Annotated in this window: 13 protein-coding genes; 10 read left to right on the top strand and 3 right to left on the bottom strand. The window is 38.6% G+C overall.

All coding sequences use genetic code 11. The features are described from left to right. Positions 1 to 45: 45 nt before the first annotated feature. Both E4F24_RS01365 and E4F24_RS01360 read right to left on the bottom strand, forming a co-directional pair. Positions 46 to 801: a tyrosine-protein phosphatase gene (locus tag E4F24_RS01365; RefSeq protein WP_140936814.1), complete on the bottom strand. Its 756-nt coding sequence runs from the start codon at positions 799 to 801 to the stop codon at positions 46 to 48. Positions 802 to 973: 172 nt separating this feature from the next. After that, on the bottom strand, positions 974 to 3,637 hold the full coding sequence (locus E4F24_RS01360; RefSeq protein WP_140936813.1) for a DNA gyrase/topoisomerase IV subunit A: 2,664 nt from the start codon (positions 3,635 to 3,637) through the stop codon (positions 974 to 976). 127 nt (positions 3,638 to 3,764) lie between these two features. On the opposite strand from E4F24_RS01360, the gene E4F24_RS13715 reads away from it, so the two are divergent. Further along, on the top strand, positions 3,765 to 4,070 hold the full coding sequence (locus tag E4F24_RS13715) for a hypothetical protein (protein ID WP_181182331.1): 306 nt from the start codon (positions 3,765 to 3,767) through the stop codon (positions 4,068 to 4,070). Between the two features lie 149 nt (positions 4,071 to 4,219). Continuing rightward, the gene (locus tag E4F24_RS01350; protein ID WP_140936812.1) at positions 4,220 to 4,786 is read left to right on the top strand and encodes a 2'-5' RNA ligase family protein; all 567 of its coding nucleotides are present in this window, start codon (positions 4,220 to 4,222) and stop codon (positions 4,784 to 4,786) included. 57 nt (positions 4,787 to 4,843) lie between these two features. On the opposite strand, the gene E4F24_RS01345 is transcribed toward E4F24_RS01350, so the two are convergent. Next, on the bottom strand, positions 4,844 to 7,393 hold the full coding sequence (locus E4F24_RS01345) for an ATP-dependent Clp protease ATP-binding subunit (RefSeq protein ID WP_140936811.1): 2,550 nt from the start codon (positions 7,391 to 7,393) through the stop codon (positions 4,844 to 4,846). A gap of 254 nt (positions 7,394 to 7,647) precedes the next feature. Here E4F24_RS01345 and ettA point away from each other — a divergent pair, with 254 nt between their 5' ends. From ettA to E4F24_RS13710, 8 genes are all read left to right on the top strand, one after another. Then, on the top strand, positions 7,648 to 9,330 hold the full coding sequence (gene ettA, locus E4F24_RS01340) for an energy-dependent translational throttle protein EttA (protein ID WP_140936810.1): 1,683 nt from the start codon (positions 7,648 to 7,650) through the stop codon (positions 9,328 to 9,330). A gap of 1 nt (position 9,331) precedes the next feature. Further along, positions 9,332 to 10,525, top strand: a complete 1,194-nt coding sequence (locus E4F24_RS01335; protein WP_140936809.1) for a PAS domain-containing sensor histidine kinase — start codon at positions 9,332 to 9,334, stop codon at positions 10,523 to 10,525. A 3-nt stretch (positions 10,526 to 10,528) separates the two neighbouring features. Beyond that, complete coding sequence (locus E4F24_RS01330; RefSeq protein ID WP_140936808.1) at positions 10,529 to 11,590, top strand: response regulator; 1,062 nt, start codon at positions 10,529 to 10,531, stop codon at positions 11,588 to 11,590. Between the two features lie 183 nt (positions 11,591 to 11,773). After that, positions 11,774 to 12,232: a Rossmann-fold NAD(P)-binding domain-containing protein gene (locus tag E4F24_RS01325; protein ID WP_140936807.1), complete on the top strand. Its 459-nt coding sequence runs from the start codon at positions 11,774 to 11,776 to the stop codon at positions 12,230 to 12,232. Next, complete coding sequence (hemN, locus tag E4F24_RS01320; RefSeq protein WP_140936806.1) at positions 12,198 to 13,562, top strand: oxygen-independent coproporphyrinogen III oxidase; 1,365 nt, start codon at positions 12,198 to 12,200, stop codon at positions 13,560 to 13,562. The genes E4F24_RS01325 and hemN overlap by 35 nt, the downstream gene beginning before the upstream one ends. Positions 13,563 to 13,566: 4 nt before the next feature. Continuing rightward, positions 13,567 to 15,963: a heavy metal translocating P-type ATPase gene (locus E4F24_RS01315; RefSeq protein ID WP_140936805.1), complete on the top strand. Its 2,397-nt coding sequence runs from the start codon at positions 13,567 to 13,569 to the stop codon at positions 15,961 to 15,963. A gap of 69 nt (positions 15,964 to 16,032) precedes the next feature. Beyond that, complete coding sequence (gene ccoS / locus E4F24_RS01310) at positions 16,033 to 16,200, top strand: cbb3-type cytochrome oxidase assembly protein CcoS (protein WP_140936804.1); 168 nt, start codon at positions 16,033 to 16,035, stop codon at positions 16,198 to 16,200. 1,111 nt (positions 16,201 to 17,311) lie between these two features. Then, positions 17,312 to 17,470 carry a hypothetical protein gene (locus E4F24_RS13710; protein ID WP_181182330.1) on the top strand — a complete coding sequence of 53 codons (159 nt, stop codon included), beginning with the start codon at positions 17,312 to 17,314 and terminating at the stop codon, positions 17,468 to 17,470. The last annotated feature ends 163 nt before the right edge of the window (positions 17,471 to 17,633 follow it).

Genomic DNA, 17,633 nt, shown 5'->3' with positions numbered 1-17,633 from the left:
AATTTGTATAATATGAATGATCTTTCATGTTGAATCTTCTATTTATTAAAGAAGTTCACCATTTCTTATCGTGCAGGGGGTCAATAAATCCGGTATATCGTATTTCAAAGCAACCTCATTTAATGCGTTTAGATGTTTTTCGTGATGTAAATCGGTTCCTACAAAGTCATACATTCCCGATTTAATTAAGGTTAGTGCAGTCGATTTTACAGGTTCACCGTAGTATCTACTAACAGACAGCAGGTTTAATTGAAGCGCGCACCCCGCATCTTTAATCTGCTTATAGGTATTAAAATTCATGTGGTAATAATTATACCTTTCCGGATGAGCCAGTATGGGTTTTAATCCCAAATTTTGAATATCTTGAATAGTTTTAAAGAGCGCCTTAGATTCGTTTAAGTAGGACATCTCGATAAGCATGTAATTGTTAGGTAGCGGACATAGTTGATTAGAACCTATCCATTTTTCTATACCCGAATCAATCATGTATTCAGCACTAAACTTAATTTTCGTGTCGTTGTCGGCTTCTTTCAAAGCTTGGGTAAGTTTTCGATGTGCTTCAGCAATTGTCTCAGGTGTATTAGGGTGAATATCTTCCATTACATGAGGCGTACATACAAAATTTTTCAATCCCATTTTGTTGAGGTTTCGTAATAAATCGAGGGACTGTTCTATGCTTTTGCTGCCATCATCAATAGATGGGAGAATATGGTTGTGGATGTCTATTTCCATCCAACTTAAATCGGCTATCTTTTTGTTATTAAAACTGTTACCGCTAAAAAATCCGCTAAAAAAATTCATCTATAATAAAACGATAAAAGAGGTATTTGTGCTACAATTTAATAAGCCAAACATGATGCCAATATATGGTTATATCTTGCTGAAAAAGTGGTTTGTTGTTTAAGTGCTTTATTTATAGTTGATTAGATTTAGGATATGTCGCGTTTCAGCGACATATCCTAAACCGATATGTTTAAAACAGTTCGATTTGTCCGTCGTCATCTATCTGGACATCATCGGGATTCGTGATTTCCAGCGAAATTTCCCCATTTGAGTTAAGCTCTTTGGGTATATCTTCGTTTCCGGAGTTGAGGTTCAAAGATAAGTCGATCTCATCTGTTAATAGCTTAATATCTTTCACAGTATGAAAAGAAAGTCTATTTCCTTGAGCCTTCATTCCTTTAAGATCTATAATTTCATTTAATGGTTGTTCCAGCGTTTCAGATGTTTGGGATTTTCCTTTAAGAATATCCAATTTGACTACTGCTGATGTATTATTTGTTAAAAGAATAAGTTTTGATTTCGGGTCATCTATGATAAATGATATACGTTTTCCTAATGGAATGTCATCAAATTTGAAACGCTTTACATAATAGGTGCCCGATTTACCATCTTGATGAATTGCTGTATAAACATGATCTGCTAAATATTTTTCAATTCGAGTCATCTTTTCTTCAAAGTGATTGTTGAGGTCAAAATTTGACAATTCATACGAACCATCATTCATGACCATTAAGATTTTGTCGTCTCCGTCAAATTCACCTAAAAATGTTCCTCGCTCATCTACATTTAACCGTTTAAGAATCGGATCATACCAAATCTTGCGGCCTGAGAGCGTGGAAACACCGGCACTTTTAAAATTTATTTTCTTAACGGGATATTTAGATACGATATTACCTTGAGAGCTTCGACCTTTGATGGCTACTTCGGCAAAATCAAGGTCAAATGCAAGTTTTCTTAATTTCGTATGAGGTTTAAGCTGTACATTTACCATTTCGGCTTCTCCATTAGCGTTAGCTGTAAAATACAAGAGTTTAGAACCTTTGGCTCCTTTTGAAATATCGTATTCTTTATCACGTGTAACAGCGGTAACCGCAAAACGTTTGACATAACTTGTACCCGTAGACCCATCTTTATATATGGCATTGTAGATCGTGCGTTCATCACCTCGTTTAAATACAGCAACGTAAATAATATCTTTACCGACAAAAACCTTATCCTGTACCTTGGTAACCATGTATTTTCCGTCTTCACGGAATACGATGATCTCATCGATATCCGAACAATCGCTTACGAATTCATCTTTCTTTAAGTGGGTACCAATGAATCCTTCGGCGCGATTTACATATAGTTTAGCATTTGCCAACGCTACTTGTGCCGCCTCAACCTTATCAAATACTCGTAATTCTGTCTTACGCCCACGGCCTTTGCTATATTTTGATCTTAAATGCTCAAACCAGTCTATGGCATATTCAGTTAGGTGTCGTAGATTCTTCTTTATCTCTTTGATCTCTTCTTCCAGAGCTTTCATTTGTTCATCCGCTTTCTTAACATCAAAGCGCGTAATGCTACTCATCGGTTTATCGATCAGCTTTTTATAATCTTCTGGCGTGATTTCACGATAGAATTGATCAAAGAATGGTGTAAACAAATTGCTTAAAACCTGTACAACAGTATCGAAATCGCCTGAATTTTCGTAATCCGGATTTTTGTACATTCCTTCTTGAATAAAAATCTTCAACAGATTGCTAAAGAAAATTTTCTCAAGCAATTCTTTTAAGCGTATTTCTAATTCTTGCTTTAAAAGAGATTTTGTCTGTTTTGTATTTTCAATTAAGATGTCATTGACACTTAGAAAATGAGGTTTATTATCTTGTATGACACAGGTATTTGGAGATATGGAAGATTCGCAGGAAGTAAAAGCATATAGTGCATCTATGGTTACGTCGGGTGATATACCCGGCGCAAGGTGAATCATGATTTCTACAAATTCTGCGGTATTATCCTCTATTTTTTTGATTTTAATCTTCCCTTTATCGTTGGCCGAAACAATGCTTTCAATTAATGCGCCAGTCGTGGTACCAAAAGGAATTTCAGTAATAGCTAAGGTTTTTTTGTCGCGTTCTTCAATTTTTGCTCTGACACGAATTTTTCCGCCACGTTGCCCTTCGTTATAATTAGAAACATCAGCTAAACCACCTGTCGGGAAATCCGGGAAAATATTCGGTCGTTCTCCCTTTAAAACCTGGATAGAACCATCGATTAGTTCGATAAAATTGTGGGGCATGATTTTGGTCGCAAGGCCTACAGCTATACCTTCGGCCCCTTGTGTGAGTAACAAAGGAAATTTCACCGGCAAAGTTACGGGTTCTTTGTTTCGTCCGTCATAACTCAATTGCCATTCTGTGGTATCTGCATTGAACACAACCTCAGTAGCGAATTTGGAGAGCCTTCCTTCAATATAACGAGGTGCAGCGGCGGAGTCTCCGGTTACAGGATCTCCCCAGTTACCTTGACAATCAATCAATAGATCTTTTTGCCCCAACTGTACCATAGCATCACCAATGGAAGCATCGCCGTGGGGGTGATATTTCATGGTATTACCGATAACATTAGCCGCTTTGTTGAAGCGGCCATCATCCATTTCTTTTAATGAATGTAGAATCCGACGTTGTACGGGTTTGAATCCATCATTTATATGCGGTACAGCACGATCCAGAATTACATACGATGCATAGTCTAGGAACCAATTTTCATAGAGCCCAGATAATGGTATTGTATTTGAAGTTTGTTCGTTTTCGTGTGGTACTAACTCTTCTGAGTTGTTCTCGTCAGGATAATTCGTTTCGTCACTCATTTAAGCTGTTTACTAATTGTCTCCAATTAAAAATTGTTTGTTTCAATTGGGGTAAAATTAAGAAAATCTTTGTTAAGTTCGGATACAAATCATAATTCCATATAGATGTATTTTATTAATACCCGTTGTGCATTATGAAATCGTAAAACGCTTTAATGTCATGTTGAGCGAAGTCGAACCGACCTCAGGGAGCTCATCGAAGATAACCATCTATAACCCGATCTTTAGATCCCTGACTGCCGTCAGGCAGGCTTCCTATCGTCAGGATGACAGTTTTGAAGTAATAATGCACAACGGGTTATTCAAGAAAATAAAAGATCATCAGATGTTGCATCATTATTCTGACCCGGAAAAGGGATTTGGGGTGAGCTCTTACTTGTGGGATATAATTTTCGGTTCAGGATTCCCTAAGAAATCAAAAAAAGAATCGTAAAATAGCTCTCTTAAAATATTCAATCAAAATTTCGTCAAAAAAGGCAACTCTTTTTATCTGTTGAAATTGATCGTTATGTCTTTAGCACTGGATGAAAATGAGGTTTTGTTGTACAATATTACTATATTGTAGAAAGTACATTTTTTAGCATGAAATATTCAGTAGTCATACATCCGGGTATAGACTTTATAGATTACGTAAAGGATTTGAAAAAGAAATTGGAGCAAAAAATTGGATGGTATGCTAGTGTCAATTCTTTAGCACATATTAGTATATGTGAATTTGAATTTGAATCTGATGAAGTTGATATTGAAAAAATTAAGACAAAACTCATTCATTTGGCGGAATTTGAAAAGGCTCAATATGTTTATTTGAGTGGTTTTAATTATTACAAGCAACATACATTTTTCATAGAGCCTTCTTTATATTCCAAGGCCTATTTGAAAGATATATTTCGCCGGGTAATTAACCATCTCAGGCCGTACATCGTTGGATTAAGCGACAAGGGTAATGATCCGCATATTACGATAGCGCGTAAACTGGATGAAGATAAAATGATTGTATCGAAGAAGTTATTTACGCATATCGACAAAAGTTTTTTTTGTGATAGTTTCTCCTTGCGCAAATTTAATCCGGATAAAGGGCAGTACGAGATAATGCAGCGGTTTTCGTTCGGAAATAAAAATAGGAAGGAGGGGCAATTGTCCCTGTTTTAGGAGCAGATATATTATACTGTAAAACGCCGCTCAAATTGAATTGAACGGCGTTTTCTTTTATTTGTTATTTTTGCCTTTTAGATCGGATGAAACAGAATTGTCATCGTCATCAGCAGACTGTCCCTTGACTATGATGTCTTTTTTGTCTTCATCATAATCGACATACAAAACTGCATTGGTTTTTAATTCTCCTTTCAGAATTTCTTCTGCAATAGGATCTTCTAAATATTTCTGAATAGCACGTTTCAATGGGCGGGCTCCGAAATTTGTGTCGTACCCTTTTTCTGCAATATGTTCTTTTGCTTTGGGTGTCAATTCGATGGTATGACCCAATGCTTCGATTCTACCAAATAAAGATTTCAGTTCGATATCGATAATTTTGAATATATTCTCTTTTGTTAATGAATTGAAAACAATTACATCATCAATACGATTTAAAAATTCTGGAGCGAAGGCACGTTTCAATGCGGTTTCAATCACACCTCGTGAATGTGCATCCGCTTGATTTTCTTTTGCTGCAGTGGTGAAGCCGACACCTTGACCAAATTCTTTTAATTGGCGTACACCAATATTAGAAGTCATAATGATGATCGTATTACGGAAATCTACTTTACGACCCAAGCTATCGGTCAATTGACCTTCATCTAGCACTTGAAGTAATAAATTGAATACATCGGGGTGAGCTTTTTCGATTTCATCTAATAATACAACGGAATACGGTTTACGGCGTACCTTCTCGGTCAACTGTCCGCCTTCTTCATATCCCACATATCCCGGAGGCGCTCCAACCAAACGAGAAACGGCAAATTTTTCCATATACTCACTCATGTCGACCTGAATCAATGAATCTTCGGAATCAAACATGAATCGCGCAAGTTCTTTTGCTAATTCCGTTTTACCAACACCGGTGGGGCCTAAAAAGATAAACGAACCAATCGGTTTTTTAGGATCTTTTAACCCTGCACGTGTGCGCTGAATCGCTTTTACTAACTTTTGAACAGCATCATCCTGACCGATAATTCTATCTTTCATCGAATCGCCCATGTTCAATAGCTTTTGGCTATCGGATTGGCTTACCCGCTGTACCGGAATACCGGTCATCATGGATACGACTTCGGCTACATTATCTTCCGTTACCTCATAACGTTTGGTTTTTGTTTCCGCTTCCCAAGCCGTTTTTTCACGTTCTAGCTCTTCGAGAAGTTTTTTCTCTGTATCACGAAGTTTAGCTGCTTCTTCATATTTTTGAGAACGAACTACTTTGTTTTTCTCTACTTTTACCTCCTCGATTTTTTCTTCAATATCCAAAATCGATTGTGGTACGTGAATATTTGTCAAATGCACCCGTGAACCGGCCTCATCCAATGCATCAATAGCTTTGTCCGGTAAAAAACGATCCGTGATATAGCGTGTTGTTAATGTCACACAAGCGTTGATTGCTTCGGGTGTATAATTAACATTGTGATGTTCTTCGTATTTGTCTTTGATACGGTTTAAGATTTCAATCGTTTCGTCATGACTAGCCGGTTCGATCATTACCTTTTGGAAACGACGATCTAAAGCACCATCTTTTTCAATAAACTGACGATATTCATCCAATGTTGTTGCGCCGATACATTGAATTTCGCCTCTTGCTAAAGCTGGTTTGAACATATTGGATGCGTCTAAAGAGCCTGATGCACCACCAGCACCTACGATAGTATGAATCTCATCAATGAAAAGGATCACATCCGGAGATTTTTCCAATTCATTCATAACGGCTTTCATGCGTTCTTCAAATTGCCCTCTATATTTAGTGCCTGCTACCAAAGAAGCAAGATCTAACGTAACCACGCGTTTGTTGAACAGTACACGTGAAACTTTACGTTGTACAATACGCAAAGCGAGACCTTCAGCAATAGCCGATTTACCAACTCCTGGCTCACCGATCAGAATAGGATTATTCTTTTTACGGCGGGAAAGAATCTGAGAGACACGTTCGATCTCTTTTTCACGGCCAACAATGGGATCTAACTTGCCATCTTCTGCTGCTCGGGTCAAATCGCGGCCAAAATTGTCTAAAACCGGAGTTTTAGATTTAATGTCCGATACTTTCTTAGGTGCAGAGAAGTTTTCTTCTTCGGCATAGTCATCATCATTCGCAGGAGAACCCGGAGCCTCATCGGTTACCGTCGTTTTATTTTGCTCCACTTCGTTTTTGAACAAGTCGTATGATACATTATATTGTTGCAATATCTGAGACGCAATGTTGTCTTCATCGCGTAGAATAGCCAATAATAAATGCTCGGTTCCGATAATGTCACTTTTGAAAATTTTAGCTTCCAAATATGTTATTTTGAGAACTTTTTCTGCTTGCTTTGTCAATGGCATATTTCCGATCGGTGCTCTTGAAATAGAAGAGCCTTTTACGGCATCTTCTATCGATTGGCGTATTGCTCCGGTGTCTATAGTAAGATTTCTAAGTATTTTAATCGCTACACCATCACCTTCTCGGATCAGCCCTAGCAAAAGATGCTCCGTGCCAATATAGTCGTGGCGAAGGCGTAAAGCTTCTTCGCGGCTATATGAGATCACATCTTTTACTCTTGGTGAGAATTTTGCTTCCATGGATAATTACCTTTCTGTATTAAAATAAGTTAAGGATGTTATAAATGTAGGAAATAATTATAAAATCCGGCCTTATTATTTTCTATAATTTATCAACAATCACGCCATAGCTGATAATAGTCAAATTGTCAGCTGTAGACACGTAGAGTAAACGAATGAGGCAGAATTAATGCGACATCACGTTTTATTTAGCGGAGTAAATTTAATACCTTTGAGAGGTAAGTGATTTTTATTGAAAATATTGACTTAGATCTATGTCTGACGAAAAAATAATCTTTTCTATGGCTGGGGTAAATAAAATTTATCCCCCTCAAAAACAAGTTTTAAAAAACATATATTTATCGTTCTTCTATGGTGCCAAAATTGGTGTCATCGGTTTGAATGGTTCCGGTAAATCTTCGGTGTTGAAGATTATTGCCGGTCTTGATAAATCTTATCAGGGTGAAGTGGTGTTTTCTCCAGGGTATTCTGTGGGTTACCTGGCGCAGGAACCCGAATTAGATGCCGAAAAAACAGTACGGGAGATTGTAGAAGAAGGTGTTGCTGAAATAACGGCGACCTTAAAAGAGTACGAAGATATCAATGAAAAATTCGGTCTTCCTGAAGTTTACGAAAATCCAGATGAAATGGATAGATTATTGGCCCGCCAAGGTGAGCTTCAAGATAAAATTGATGCAACAAATGCTTGGGAGTTAGATAGTAAACTGGAGCGTGCCATGGATGCTTTGCGTTGTCCGGAGCCAGATGCGAAAATTGCCAATCTGTCAGGAGGAGAGCGTAGAAGGGTGGCATTGTGTCGTTTGTTGCTTCAGGAACCGGATGTGTTGCTGTTGGATGAACCGACCAATCACCTGGATGCCGAATCGATCGATTGGTTAGAACAGCATTTGAAACAATATAAAGGAACTGTAATTGCAGTAACGCACGATAGGTACTTCTTGGATAACGTTGCAGGTTGGATTCTTGAATTGGATCGAGGAGAAGGAATCCCCTGGAAAGGAAATTATTCCTCTTGGCTGGATCAAAAATCAAAGCGGTTAGCACAAGAGGAAAAGCAAGAAACAAAACGTCAGAAAACACTCGAACGGGAATTGGAGTGGGTGAAAATGGCCCCTAAAGCGCGACATGCCAAATCTAAAGCCCGTCTTCATAATTACGAAAAATTAGCTTCGGAGGAGACAAAAGAACGCGAAGAGAAACTAGAACTTTTCATTCCGCCGGGACCGCGATTGGGCAATGTGGTTATTGAAGCAAATAATATTTCCAAATCGTATGGAGATCGTATTTTATTCGAAAACTTGAGTTTCTCGTTACCTCCGGCCGGAATTGTAGGAATTATTGGCCCTAATGGTGCAGGTAAAACAACGCTTTTCCGATTGATAACAGGGCAGGAAGTGCCGGATACGGGTACGTTTAAAGTTGGAGAAACGGTTGTATTGGGATATGTGGATCAATTGCATAATGATCTCGACCCGGATAAGTCGGTTTGGGAGAATATAACAGAGGGCAACGACAATATTTTATTGGGTAACCGTCCGACCAATTCCAGAGCTTATGTTTCGAAGTTCAACTTCAATGGTGCAGATCAACAAAAGAAAGTCGGCGTGCTTTCGGGAGGGGAACGAAATCGTGTACATCTGGCAATTACATTGAAAAACGCTTCGAATGTTTTGCTGTTGGATGAGCCTACCAACGATATTGATGTGAATACGTTGCGTGCCCTGGAAGAAGGACTTGAAAATTTTGGAGGATGTGCGGTAATCATTTCGCATGATAGATGGTTTTTAGATCGTATTTGTACACATATTCTTGCTTTTGAAGGTGATTCACAAGTGTACTTCTTTGAAGGAAATTATACAGAATACGAAGAAAATCGTAAAAAGCGCTTAGGAGATACAGGACCGAAACGTATTAAATATAAGAAATTAGTAAAGTAACGTGTTAGAGACCGCAAGATTATTAGAGGCCATCATTGATACGGCTATCGATGGTATAATTACGATTGATAGTAGGGGAGTAGTAGAATCCATTAATCCGGCGGCACTCGAACTTTTTGGTTATGAAGCTTCCGAAGTAATTGGAAACAATGTCTCTATACTGATGCCTGAACCTGATAGAAGTAATCACGATGGCTATATTCACAATTATAAAACAACAGGCCGGAAGAAGATTATAGGTATTGGTCGTGAGGTTAGGGGAAAAAAGAAAGATGGGACGACATTCCCTTTCCGTTTGGCTGTGAGCGAAGTGTTCTATAAAGATAAAAGTATTTTTACGGGCTTTATTCATGACTTGACAAAAGAAAAACAGGCTGAGGATCGCTTATTGCAACATACCCTGGAATTGGAAGAGATTGTTCGTGAACGTACCAAAAATCTAATTAGTTTGGTTTCGGAATTGGAGCGGGCAAAGGCAGATGTGAGTACTTCTCTGGAAAAAGAAAAGGAACTCAACCAATTGAAGTCCAGATTTGTGTCGATGGCTTCTCATGAATTCCGGACACCATTAAGTTCTGTGCAGCTTTCAGCTTCATTGATCGAAAAATATATTGAACGACCTGACTTTCCGGCGGTAAAAAAACATACGGCTCGTATTAAAGGAGCCGTTCAGCTGTTAAATAATATACTGAACGATTTTTTATCTTTAGAAAAGCTCGAAGCCGGAGTTGTAGCGGTAAATAATAGAGTTATTAATCTGGTTCATCTGGGGGAAGAAATTACGGAAGAAATGCAAATGATATGCAAAACGAATCAACTTATCGTTTATCAACATACCGGATCGAAAGCTGAATTTTTGTTGGATCAACATCTTTTAAAAAACAGCATTATTAATCTGATTTCTAATGCTGTAAAATATTCAGGCGAGGATACTTTTATTGAGTTTTCGACAGAGATTAACGAAGATGTCTGTACGATCATTGTTAAGGATAATGGCATCGGTATTCCGCAAGAAGACCAAGTAAATTTGTTCGAACCGTTTTTTAGAGCACATAATACCGGTAATATTCCGGGGACGGGTTTGGGTCTGAATATCGTTAAAAGATATGTAAAACTGATGGGAGGCAATCTGGAATACCAATCTGCAATCAATCAGGGAGCTATGTTTAAAATGACCTTTCTACAAAATACATAATATATGGAAAAGAAAACTATTTTGATTATTGAAGACAACCTGGAAATTAGAGAAGGAACTGCCGAGATATTAGAATTGACAGGAGGGTATAATATTCTTACTGCAGAGGATGGCAAGATAGGGGTAGAAATGGCCACCAAACATTTGCCTGATTTGATTTTGTGCGATATCATGATGCCCGAGCTAGATGGTTATGGAGTGTTGTACATGCTTAATAAGTATGATTCGACTGCAAATATTCCCTTTATCTTTTTAACAGCCAAATCCGAACGTGCTGATATGCGTAAAGCAATGGAGATGGGAGCTGACGATTATTTAATAAAACCCTTTGACGATATTGAATTATTTAATGCCATCGAAAGCCGTTTTAGAAAAAGAGATAAACTATTATTGAATACGGAAGGTAAGATGAACCTGGAATTGAGTGACGAAGAACAAAATTATCTTCTCCAGGATTTGGTAAAAGATTCCCGTGTTAAAACCTTTCGAAAAAAACAGTCTATCTTTGAAGTAGGGGACAATCCGATATTTCTTTATTTTATTATAAAGGGGAAAGTTAGGTCATTTCTTTACTATCAGGATGGAAGGGAATTGTCTACAGGGATCCACATCGACGATCAGTTTTTCGGATATGAATCACTGTTGTTAAATGAAAAATATACAGACAATGCCGCTGCGTTGGAAGATTCGGAGTTAGCGTTGATTCCAAAAGAACGATTTTATGAGCTGTTGCTCAAAAAGCCGGCTATTGCAGGTAAGTTTATCAAACTATTATCCGGGAATATCAAGGAAAAAGAAGAACAGATGCTTGGTTTTGCTTATGACTCTGTTCGTAAGCGTGTAGCAAATGCATTAGTAAACGTCGCTGAAAAAAGTGTAAAGCGGGAAGATAAGGGTGAAATCGTGATTCGGATATCCAGAGATGATCTCGCAGCATTAGCGGGCACGGCCAATGAAACCATTAGTCGCATGTTAGCTGATTTTAAAGATGAGAAACTGATTACGAAGGAAGGAAATGCAATTCGGATTTATTCGGTCGAAAGGCTTCGAAATATCAAACAATAAAGATTATTACGTTCTTATAGCGGAAATAAACTAAAAAGAGAGATGCACTTCAAGAGTGTGTCTCTCTTTTTTTTATCTGCTGAACAAAATAGTTCAGCGGATCCGTCTGTGATGAAAGTCATTTATTAAGTTGATGCACTACATTCACAACTATCCAATTGTCTCGTAGCTTTGACCTTAATCATGAAAGTAGTAGCATACAATATCAAAGAATACGAAAAGGAGTTGCTTGCCAAAGCAAATGCCAAGGTTCATGATTTAACACTGATTTCTAATAGGTTGAGTTTTAATACTCTTCACTATGCTATAGGAAAGGATGCGATAATAATTTCAGATCAAGACACGTTAGATTCTCAATTGCTCAATGAATTGAATAGAATTGGGATCAAACATATCGTTACACGCTCCATATCAACGGCTCATATTGATATAGTTCATGCTGGTTTTTTGGAATTGCATGTAGCCAATACACCTTTTGAAGACCAATCGCTGAAGGGTATCGCAGAACAAGTGGTGTTGAATTTGAATCAGTGGAGCAATAGTGGCTGTACAGGATCTGCATGTCAGTGTACGATGAAATGTGCAAAAAAAGAAAAATTTTTGAAAGATGAAAGAAATAGGTTTAAACGCGCTGATCTCTAAATATAATGTAGCTGCTCCGCGGTATACGAGCTATCCTACTGTGCCATTTTGGGAAAATGCTTCATTTAACGAAAGAGATTGGAAGTTTCAGGTTCATGATAATTATGCAAAATCTGAAGCTGAAGGAATAAGTGTTTACATCCATTTGCCCTATTGCGAAAGTCTTTGTACATATTGTGGTTGCAATACCCGTATTACTAAAAATCATCATGTAGAAGACCCATATATTCGTTCTGTGCTCAAAGAGTGGGAAATGTACAAAAACATATTGGGAGGTCGTTCTATTAAAATAAGCGAGATTCATTTAGGAGGCGGCACACCTACTTTTTTTCGTCCGGAAAATTTAATGCTGCTTATTAACGGTATTTTAGCCGGAAATGAAAAAAGCAGCGATGCCTCTTTTTCTTTTGAAGCTCATCCTGCCAATACGACTGTAGAACATCTTAAAATCTTATACGATTTAGGATTTAAGCGCTTGAGTTTAGGGATACAGGATTTTGATGAGCGCGTGCAATTTATTATTAATCGGCATCAGACAATAGAAGACGTATCACGTGTGATGGAACAAGCACGCAACATTGGATATGAATCTATTAATTTCGACCTGATCTATGGTCTTCCCTTGCAGACTTCCGAATCGATCAAGATGACTGTAGAAAGATCCCTGTCGATGGCTCCGGACCGCATTTCTTTTTATAGCTATGCTCATGTGCCTTGGATTAAACCGGGGCAACGTCGTTTTACAGAGCAAGACCTTCCTGTTGGAAAAGAAAAATTAGATCTTTATAAATTAGGAAGGGAAATAATTCAACAAGCTGGATATCAAGACGTGGGTATGGATCATTTTTCAAAAAAAACCGATAAATTATATAGTGCTTCGCAAGAAGGGAAGCTACATCGCAATTTTATGGGCTACGCTGATCGTTATACGCCGATGATGATTGGGCTCGGCGTTTCATCTATAAGTGATGTTTGGACTGCCTTTGCACAGAATGTAAAAACGGTGGAAGAGTATCATCAATTAATTGCCGAAAATAAATTGCCAGTAGTTAAAGGGCACTTGTTGCATGAGGAGGACATCTATATCCGACAATATATATTGGATATGATGTGCCGCGGAAAAGTGAATTTAATAGATGGATTCCCGTTGAATGTCAAAATTATAGCACGTTTACAACCACTGGTATTGGATGGATTAGTAGAGGTCGATCAACATTTCATCACGGCGACGGAAATCGGTAAATCGTTTTTAAGAAATATATGTATGGCGTTTGACGAAAGACTTCAGGAAAGCAACGAATGTAATAATTTATTTAGTCAAGCAATTTAGAATTATGGCAATACACAATAGTGTGGAAATCGCGACATCGTGTTATCATTGTGGAGAAGCGGTAGCCGATACATCTTATTTGTTGGAAGATCGGGCATTCTGTTGCTTAGGGTGTCAGGCTGTATATCAGATTTTAAACGAAAATAATCTTCAAAGCTATTACAGATATAATGCCCATCCCGGAAAATCGCAAAAGGCAGCTCACGCTGATTTAAGTTATCTGGAAGAACCGAATATCATTGCAAAAATTGTTGATTATCAAGATTCCGAGATCACTGTTGTTACATTTTATATTCCGGTTATCCATTGCAGTTCGTGTATCTGGTTGCTAGAGCATTTATACAAATTAAATCCCGCTGTAACAAGCTCGCAAGTGGATTTTATGAAAAAGCAAGCTAGTATTACCTTTAAAAATCAGGAGATTTCGCTGAGGGAGCTGGTTCAATTACTGGTCAATATCGGATACGAGCCAAAGATAACTTTGCAAGATGTCGTGAAGGAAGGGAAGAAAATCAACCAAGGAGGGCTTTTAAGGAAAATTACGGTTGCAGGATTTTGCTTTGGTAATTCCATGATGATTAGTTTTCCCGACTATTTTGGAATGGGTGCTTTTGAGCGGGAGTATGCTAACTTTTTTGGGTACATGAATTTGATATTCGGTATCCCTGTTTTGCTCTATAGCGCGTCTGACTATTTTCAATCTGCCTGGTATAGTTTGAAGCAGAAGAGATTGAACTTGGATGTGCCTTTAGCACTCGGAATTCTGGTGCTGTTTCTACGGTCGGCTTATGAGATTTTAACCCACACGGGAGCCGGGTTTACGGATACACTCTGTAGTTTGGTGTTTTTTATCCTTATTGGTAAATGGGTACAGCAACGAACATATTATCATATCTCGTTTGAGCGCGATTACCGTTCTTATTTTCCGGTGGCGGTCACGGTATTGCAAAATAAAGTAGATCAGCCTAAGCAAATCTCAGATTTACAGGTAGGCGATCGGATTCTGGTACGTAATAATGAAATCATTCCCGCAGATTCTATTTTGTTGAAAGGAAATGCAGCTGTGGACTTCAGCTTCGTTACCGGAGAAAGCAAGCTCATTGATAAAACTTTAGGTGAGTTGGTGTATGCCGGTGGACGTCAGATAGGCGGAGCCATAGAGTTGGAAGTTATTAAACCCGTGTCGCAGAGTTACCTTACCCGGCTTTGGAATAATGAAGCTTTTAAAAGCTATGAGAAAAAATTCGAAACCTTTGTTGAGTTTATTAGTAAGTACTTTACCATCGCGTTAATTTCGATTGCACTGATAGCGGCTTTGTTTTGGATATTAGGCGAAAATGCTGATAGAGCCTGGGAAGCATTTACGGCCGTATTAATTATTGCCTGTCCGTGTGCGTTGGCATTGAGTTCTCCATTTACCTTGTCGGCAGCACTCAGTATTTTTGATAAGAATAAACTGTATATAAAAAATACGTCTGTCATTGAGCAGATGGCGGCAATAGATACGGTTGTATTTGATAAGACAGGAACGATTTCTTCGCCAACATCGTCAGCGATGTGCTTTGATGGTGAACTGGCAAAAATAGATAGACAGATTGTTTCTTCTATTTGTCGAAATTCTAGCCATCCGTTGAGCCGGGAGATTGTCAAGTGGTTGGATGAAGAGCATATTTTACCTGTAGAGCAGTATGTTGAAATAGTGGGGCAAGGGCAAGAAGCGGTTTATCAAGATTACGTTGTCCGCATAGGTAGCGCAAGTTTTGTTAAACACCGTGGGGCAGCACATGTGGAGGCTGTGGTGTATATCAATATAAATGGGCAAATCAAAGGCTATTTCACATTGGAGCAATCGTGGCGTATGGGTTTGTCTGATGTGGTAAATGAATTGAAAAATAATACATACGAACTGCATTTGATATCTGGTGATAATGACCGACGTGCAGATACACTTCGGTTAATCTTCCCACAGCAGTCAAAATTGTTATTCAATCAGACACCGACGGATAAGTTGACACGTATAGCGTCGTGGCAACATGAGGGTAAAAATGTATGTATGCTCGGCGATGGGCTGAATGATGCTGGTGCTCTTCGCGTAGCGAATTTTGGAATTGCTGTCTCGGATGATATCAATAATTTTTCTCCGGGTTGTGATGCCATATTAGACGGAGAGCGTTTCGATAAATTACCTCAATTCTTTGGATTTGCTAAGGATGCGGTAAAAGTAATAAAAATGAGTTTTGCTATATCGATCTCCTATAATATTATTGGGTTAAGTTTTGCTGTTCAGGGTACGATGTCGCCGTTGTTTGCTGCGATATTAATGCCTATCAGTACGGTCACTATTATTTCATTCACCAGTCTGATGACCCGATGGTATGCGAAACGAAGAAGATTAGTTTAGCCTGTTGTGCAATTGTTTTTTTAATTTGTCATCCTGAGTCACGAAGGATCTAACTTTTGAATTTTAAAGATGAATATCATATTTATGTTAATTGGATGCAGTGTGGTGATCGCACTCATATTTTTATTTGCTTTTTTCTGGGCCAATAAGAGTGGCCAACATGAGGATACTTGCACACCTTCCATCCGAATTCTATTTGAAGACGAGGTTACTAAGAAGAGCAGTTCTTCTGAATAGTTGTATAGCGTCATTTCGGGAGACTTACTTCGCTCTTGGTTCGGAAGTTGTTCGGAAGTTGTTTGCCCGTTGGGTTACCCATGCCTTACCTTTTCTTTAGTGATATGTATCCTTTTAACGATAGTGTAATTTGATAGGTATCAAATAATCTTTGCAGAAAGCGCTTCGCCGCCTGCACAATTCCCGGAGCTTCGTCATTTCGATAGAACGCGTAAAAAAAACAACATATATTTTGTAATTCAATATATTATTTTTTATACTTGTCTGATAGTAACCTGCTTGTGGTTATGACGCCGGCCTGAATTGTGAAGAGCAAGCATGTTTTTAAAGATGGGTTTAGATTGTTGGAGGGAATTCGTTTCGTTTTCGTTAAGTACAACTATATAAATACAGATCAGAACCATGTTAAAAAGAGCAAGCTTGTTGATATTTGTTTTATCGGGATTATATGTCTCCGGGTTGCAGACCCAGGTTGATATTGCCAACATTGTACCTGCATTTTAAATATCAATTGCGTGATGAGGGGAAAAAAATAGGGATTTCTAGCAACAACTTATTTTTAGTACTAAAAGGTGGCAGGGAAATCAATTTGACAGAGGCACAAGGTGTAATATTTCACGGGCATGTTGGATTAACAAGACCTAATATTCCTTTACTGATTAATCCTGATTATTATAATGCCTGATGGAAAGGAATTTTCAATATCTTCCTTATTGGATAGAAAACTTAAGACGTATATTGATGAGCGGATAAACAAGGATATTATTGAATATGAATATTATGTTCTTTACTGACCACCCAGGCTAGCCCAGGCTCAATGTCGTTAAGTTAAGAACTAAATCGTTCTTTTTTGACATACTGAGGCTTGCCGAACCGCGCGAAGCAAGCTCATGAGTACCTTAGGAATAAGTATTGACGAATAAGTATCTGTTCGCTGCACAGAAAGGCATAGCTTACATATCCCTGACTGCCGTCAGGCAGGCTTCCGTTCGTCAGGATGACAAAACGTGCTAACTTAACGACATTGGGCTCGCGCCAGAGGGACAGCTGGCTGATCGGGAAATAATGAGCATGCTCCGGAAATGGTGCGGCAGCACATCCCCCTATTAACATGGAAAAATACTTCCAGCAACTGATTGAACAAGCGGTCAGGACCAATGACCTGCTCAGCCTTTTAGACCAGCCATTGCTTCTCAAACCTCAGGTAATGGCAAAATTAGATATCGCCGACTCGACCTACCGTGCCTATGTGGACGAAGGAAAGCTGTAGCCCATGTGGCTGGGGAAGATCGATTACTATTTCCCCCGTGATCTGAACAAAATACTGCTTGCCTCCAAGGGCAAACGTAGGAGTTAGCGTAAGAAACGACAGGCAGTTTGTTTCAGACGACATGTAGTCTGCCCCGAACTACCTGTCGTTTGCGTACAAGTAC

This window comes from Sphingobacterium lumbrici (assembly GCF_006476045.1).
Taxonomy (GTDB): Bacteria; Bacteroidota; Bacteroidia; order Sphingobacteriales; family Sphingobacteriaceae; genus Sphingobacterium; species Sphingobacterium lumbrici.
Note: the sequence above shows the minus strand (reverse complement) of the source record. Positions and strands in the feature narration are given on the sequence as shown.

What these genes read in the sequence shown, in the direction of transcription:
- E4F24_RS01330 (WP_140936808.1), top strand. Translation starts at nt 10,529, where the DNA reads ATGGAAAAGAAAACTATTTTGATTATTGAAGACAACCTGGAAATTAGA.
- E4F24_RS13710 (WP_181182330.1), top strand. Translation starts at nt 17,312, where the DNA reads ATGGAAAAATACTTCCAGCAACTGATTGAACAAGCGGTCAGGACCAAT.
- ettA (WP_140936810.1), top strand. Translation starts at nt 7,648, where the DNA reads ATGTCTGACGAAAAAATAATCTTTTCTATGGCTGGGGTAAATAAAATT.
- ccoS (WP_140936804.1), top strand. Translation starts at nt 16,033, where the DNA reads ATGAATATCATATTTATGTTAATTGGATGCAGTGTGGTGATCGCACTC.
- E4F24_RS01350 (WP_140936812.1), top strand. Translation starts at nt 4,220, where the DNA reads ATGAAATATTCAGTAGTCATACATCCGGGTATAGACTTTATAGATTAC.
- E4F24_RS01345 (WP_140936811.1), bottom strand. Translation starts at nt 7,393, where the DNA reads ATGGAAGCAAAATTCTCACCAAGAGTAAAAGATGTGATCTCATATAGC.
- E4F24_RS01360 (WP_140936813.1), bottom strand. Translation starts at nt 3,637, where the DNA reads ATGAGTGACGAAACGAATTATCCTGACGAGAACAACTCAGAAGAGTTA.
- hemN (WP_140936806.1), top strand. Translation starts at nt 12,198, where the DNA reads ATGAAAGAAATAGGTTTAAACGCGCTGATCTCTAAATATAATGTAGCT.
- E4F24_RS01325 (WP_140936807.1), top strand. Translation starts at nt 11,774, where the DNA reads ATGAAAGTAGTAGCATACAATATCAAAGAATACGAAAAGGAGTTGCTT.
- E4F24_RS01315 (WP_140936805.1), top strand. Translation starts at nt 13,567, where the DNA reads ATGGCAATACACAATAGTGTGGAAATCGCGACATCGTGTTATCATTGT.
- E4F24_RS01365 (WP_140936814.1), bottom strand. Translation starts at nt 801, where the DNA reads ATGAATTTTTTTAGCGGATTTTTTAGCGGTAACAGTTTTAATAACAAA.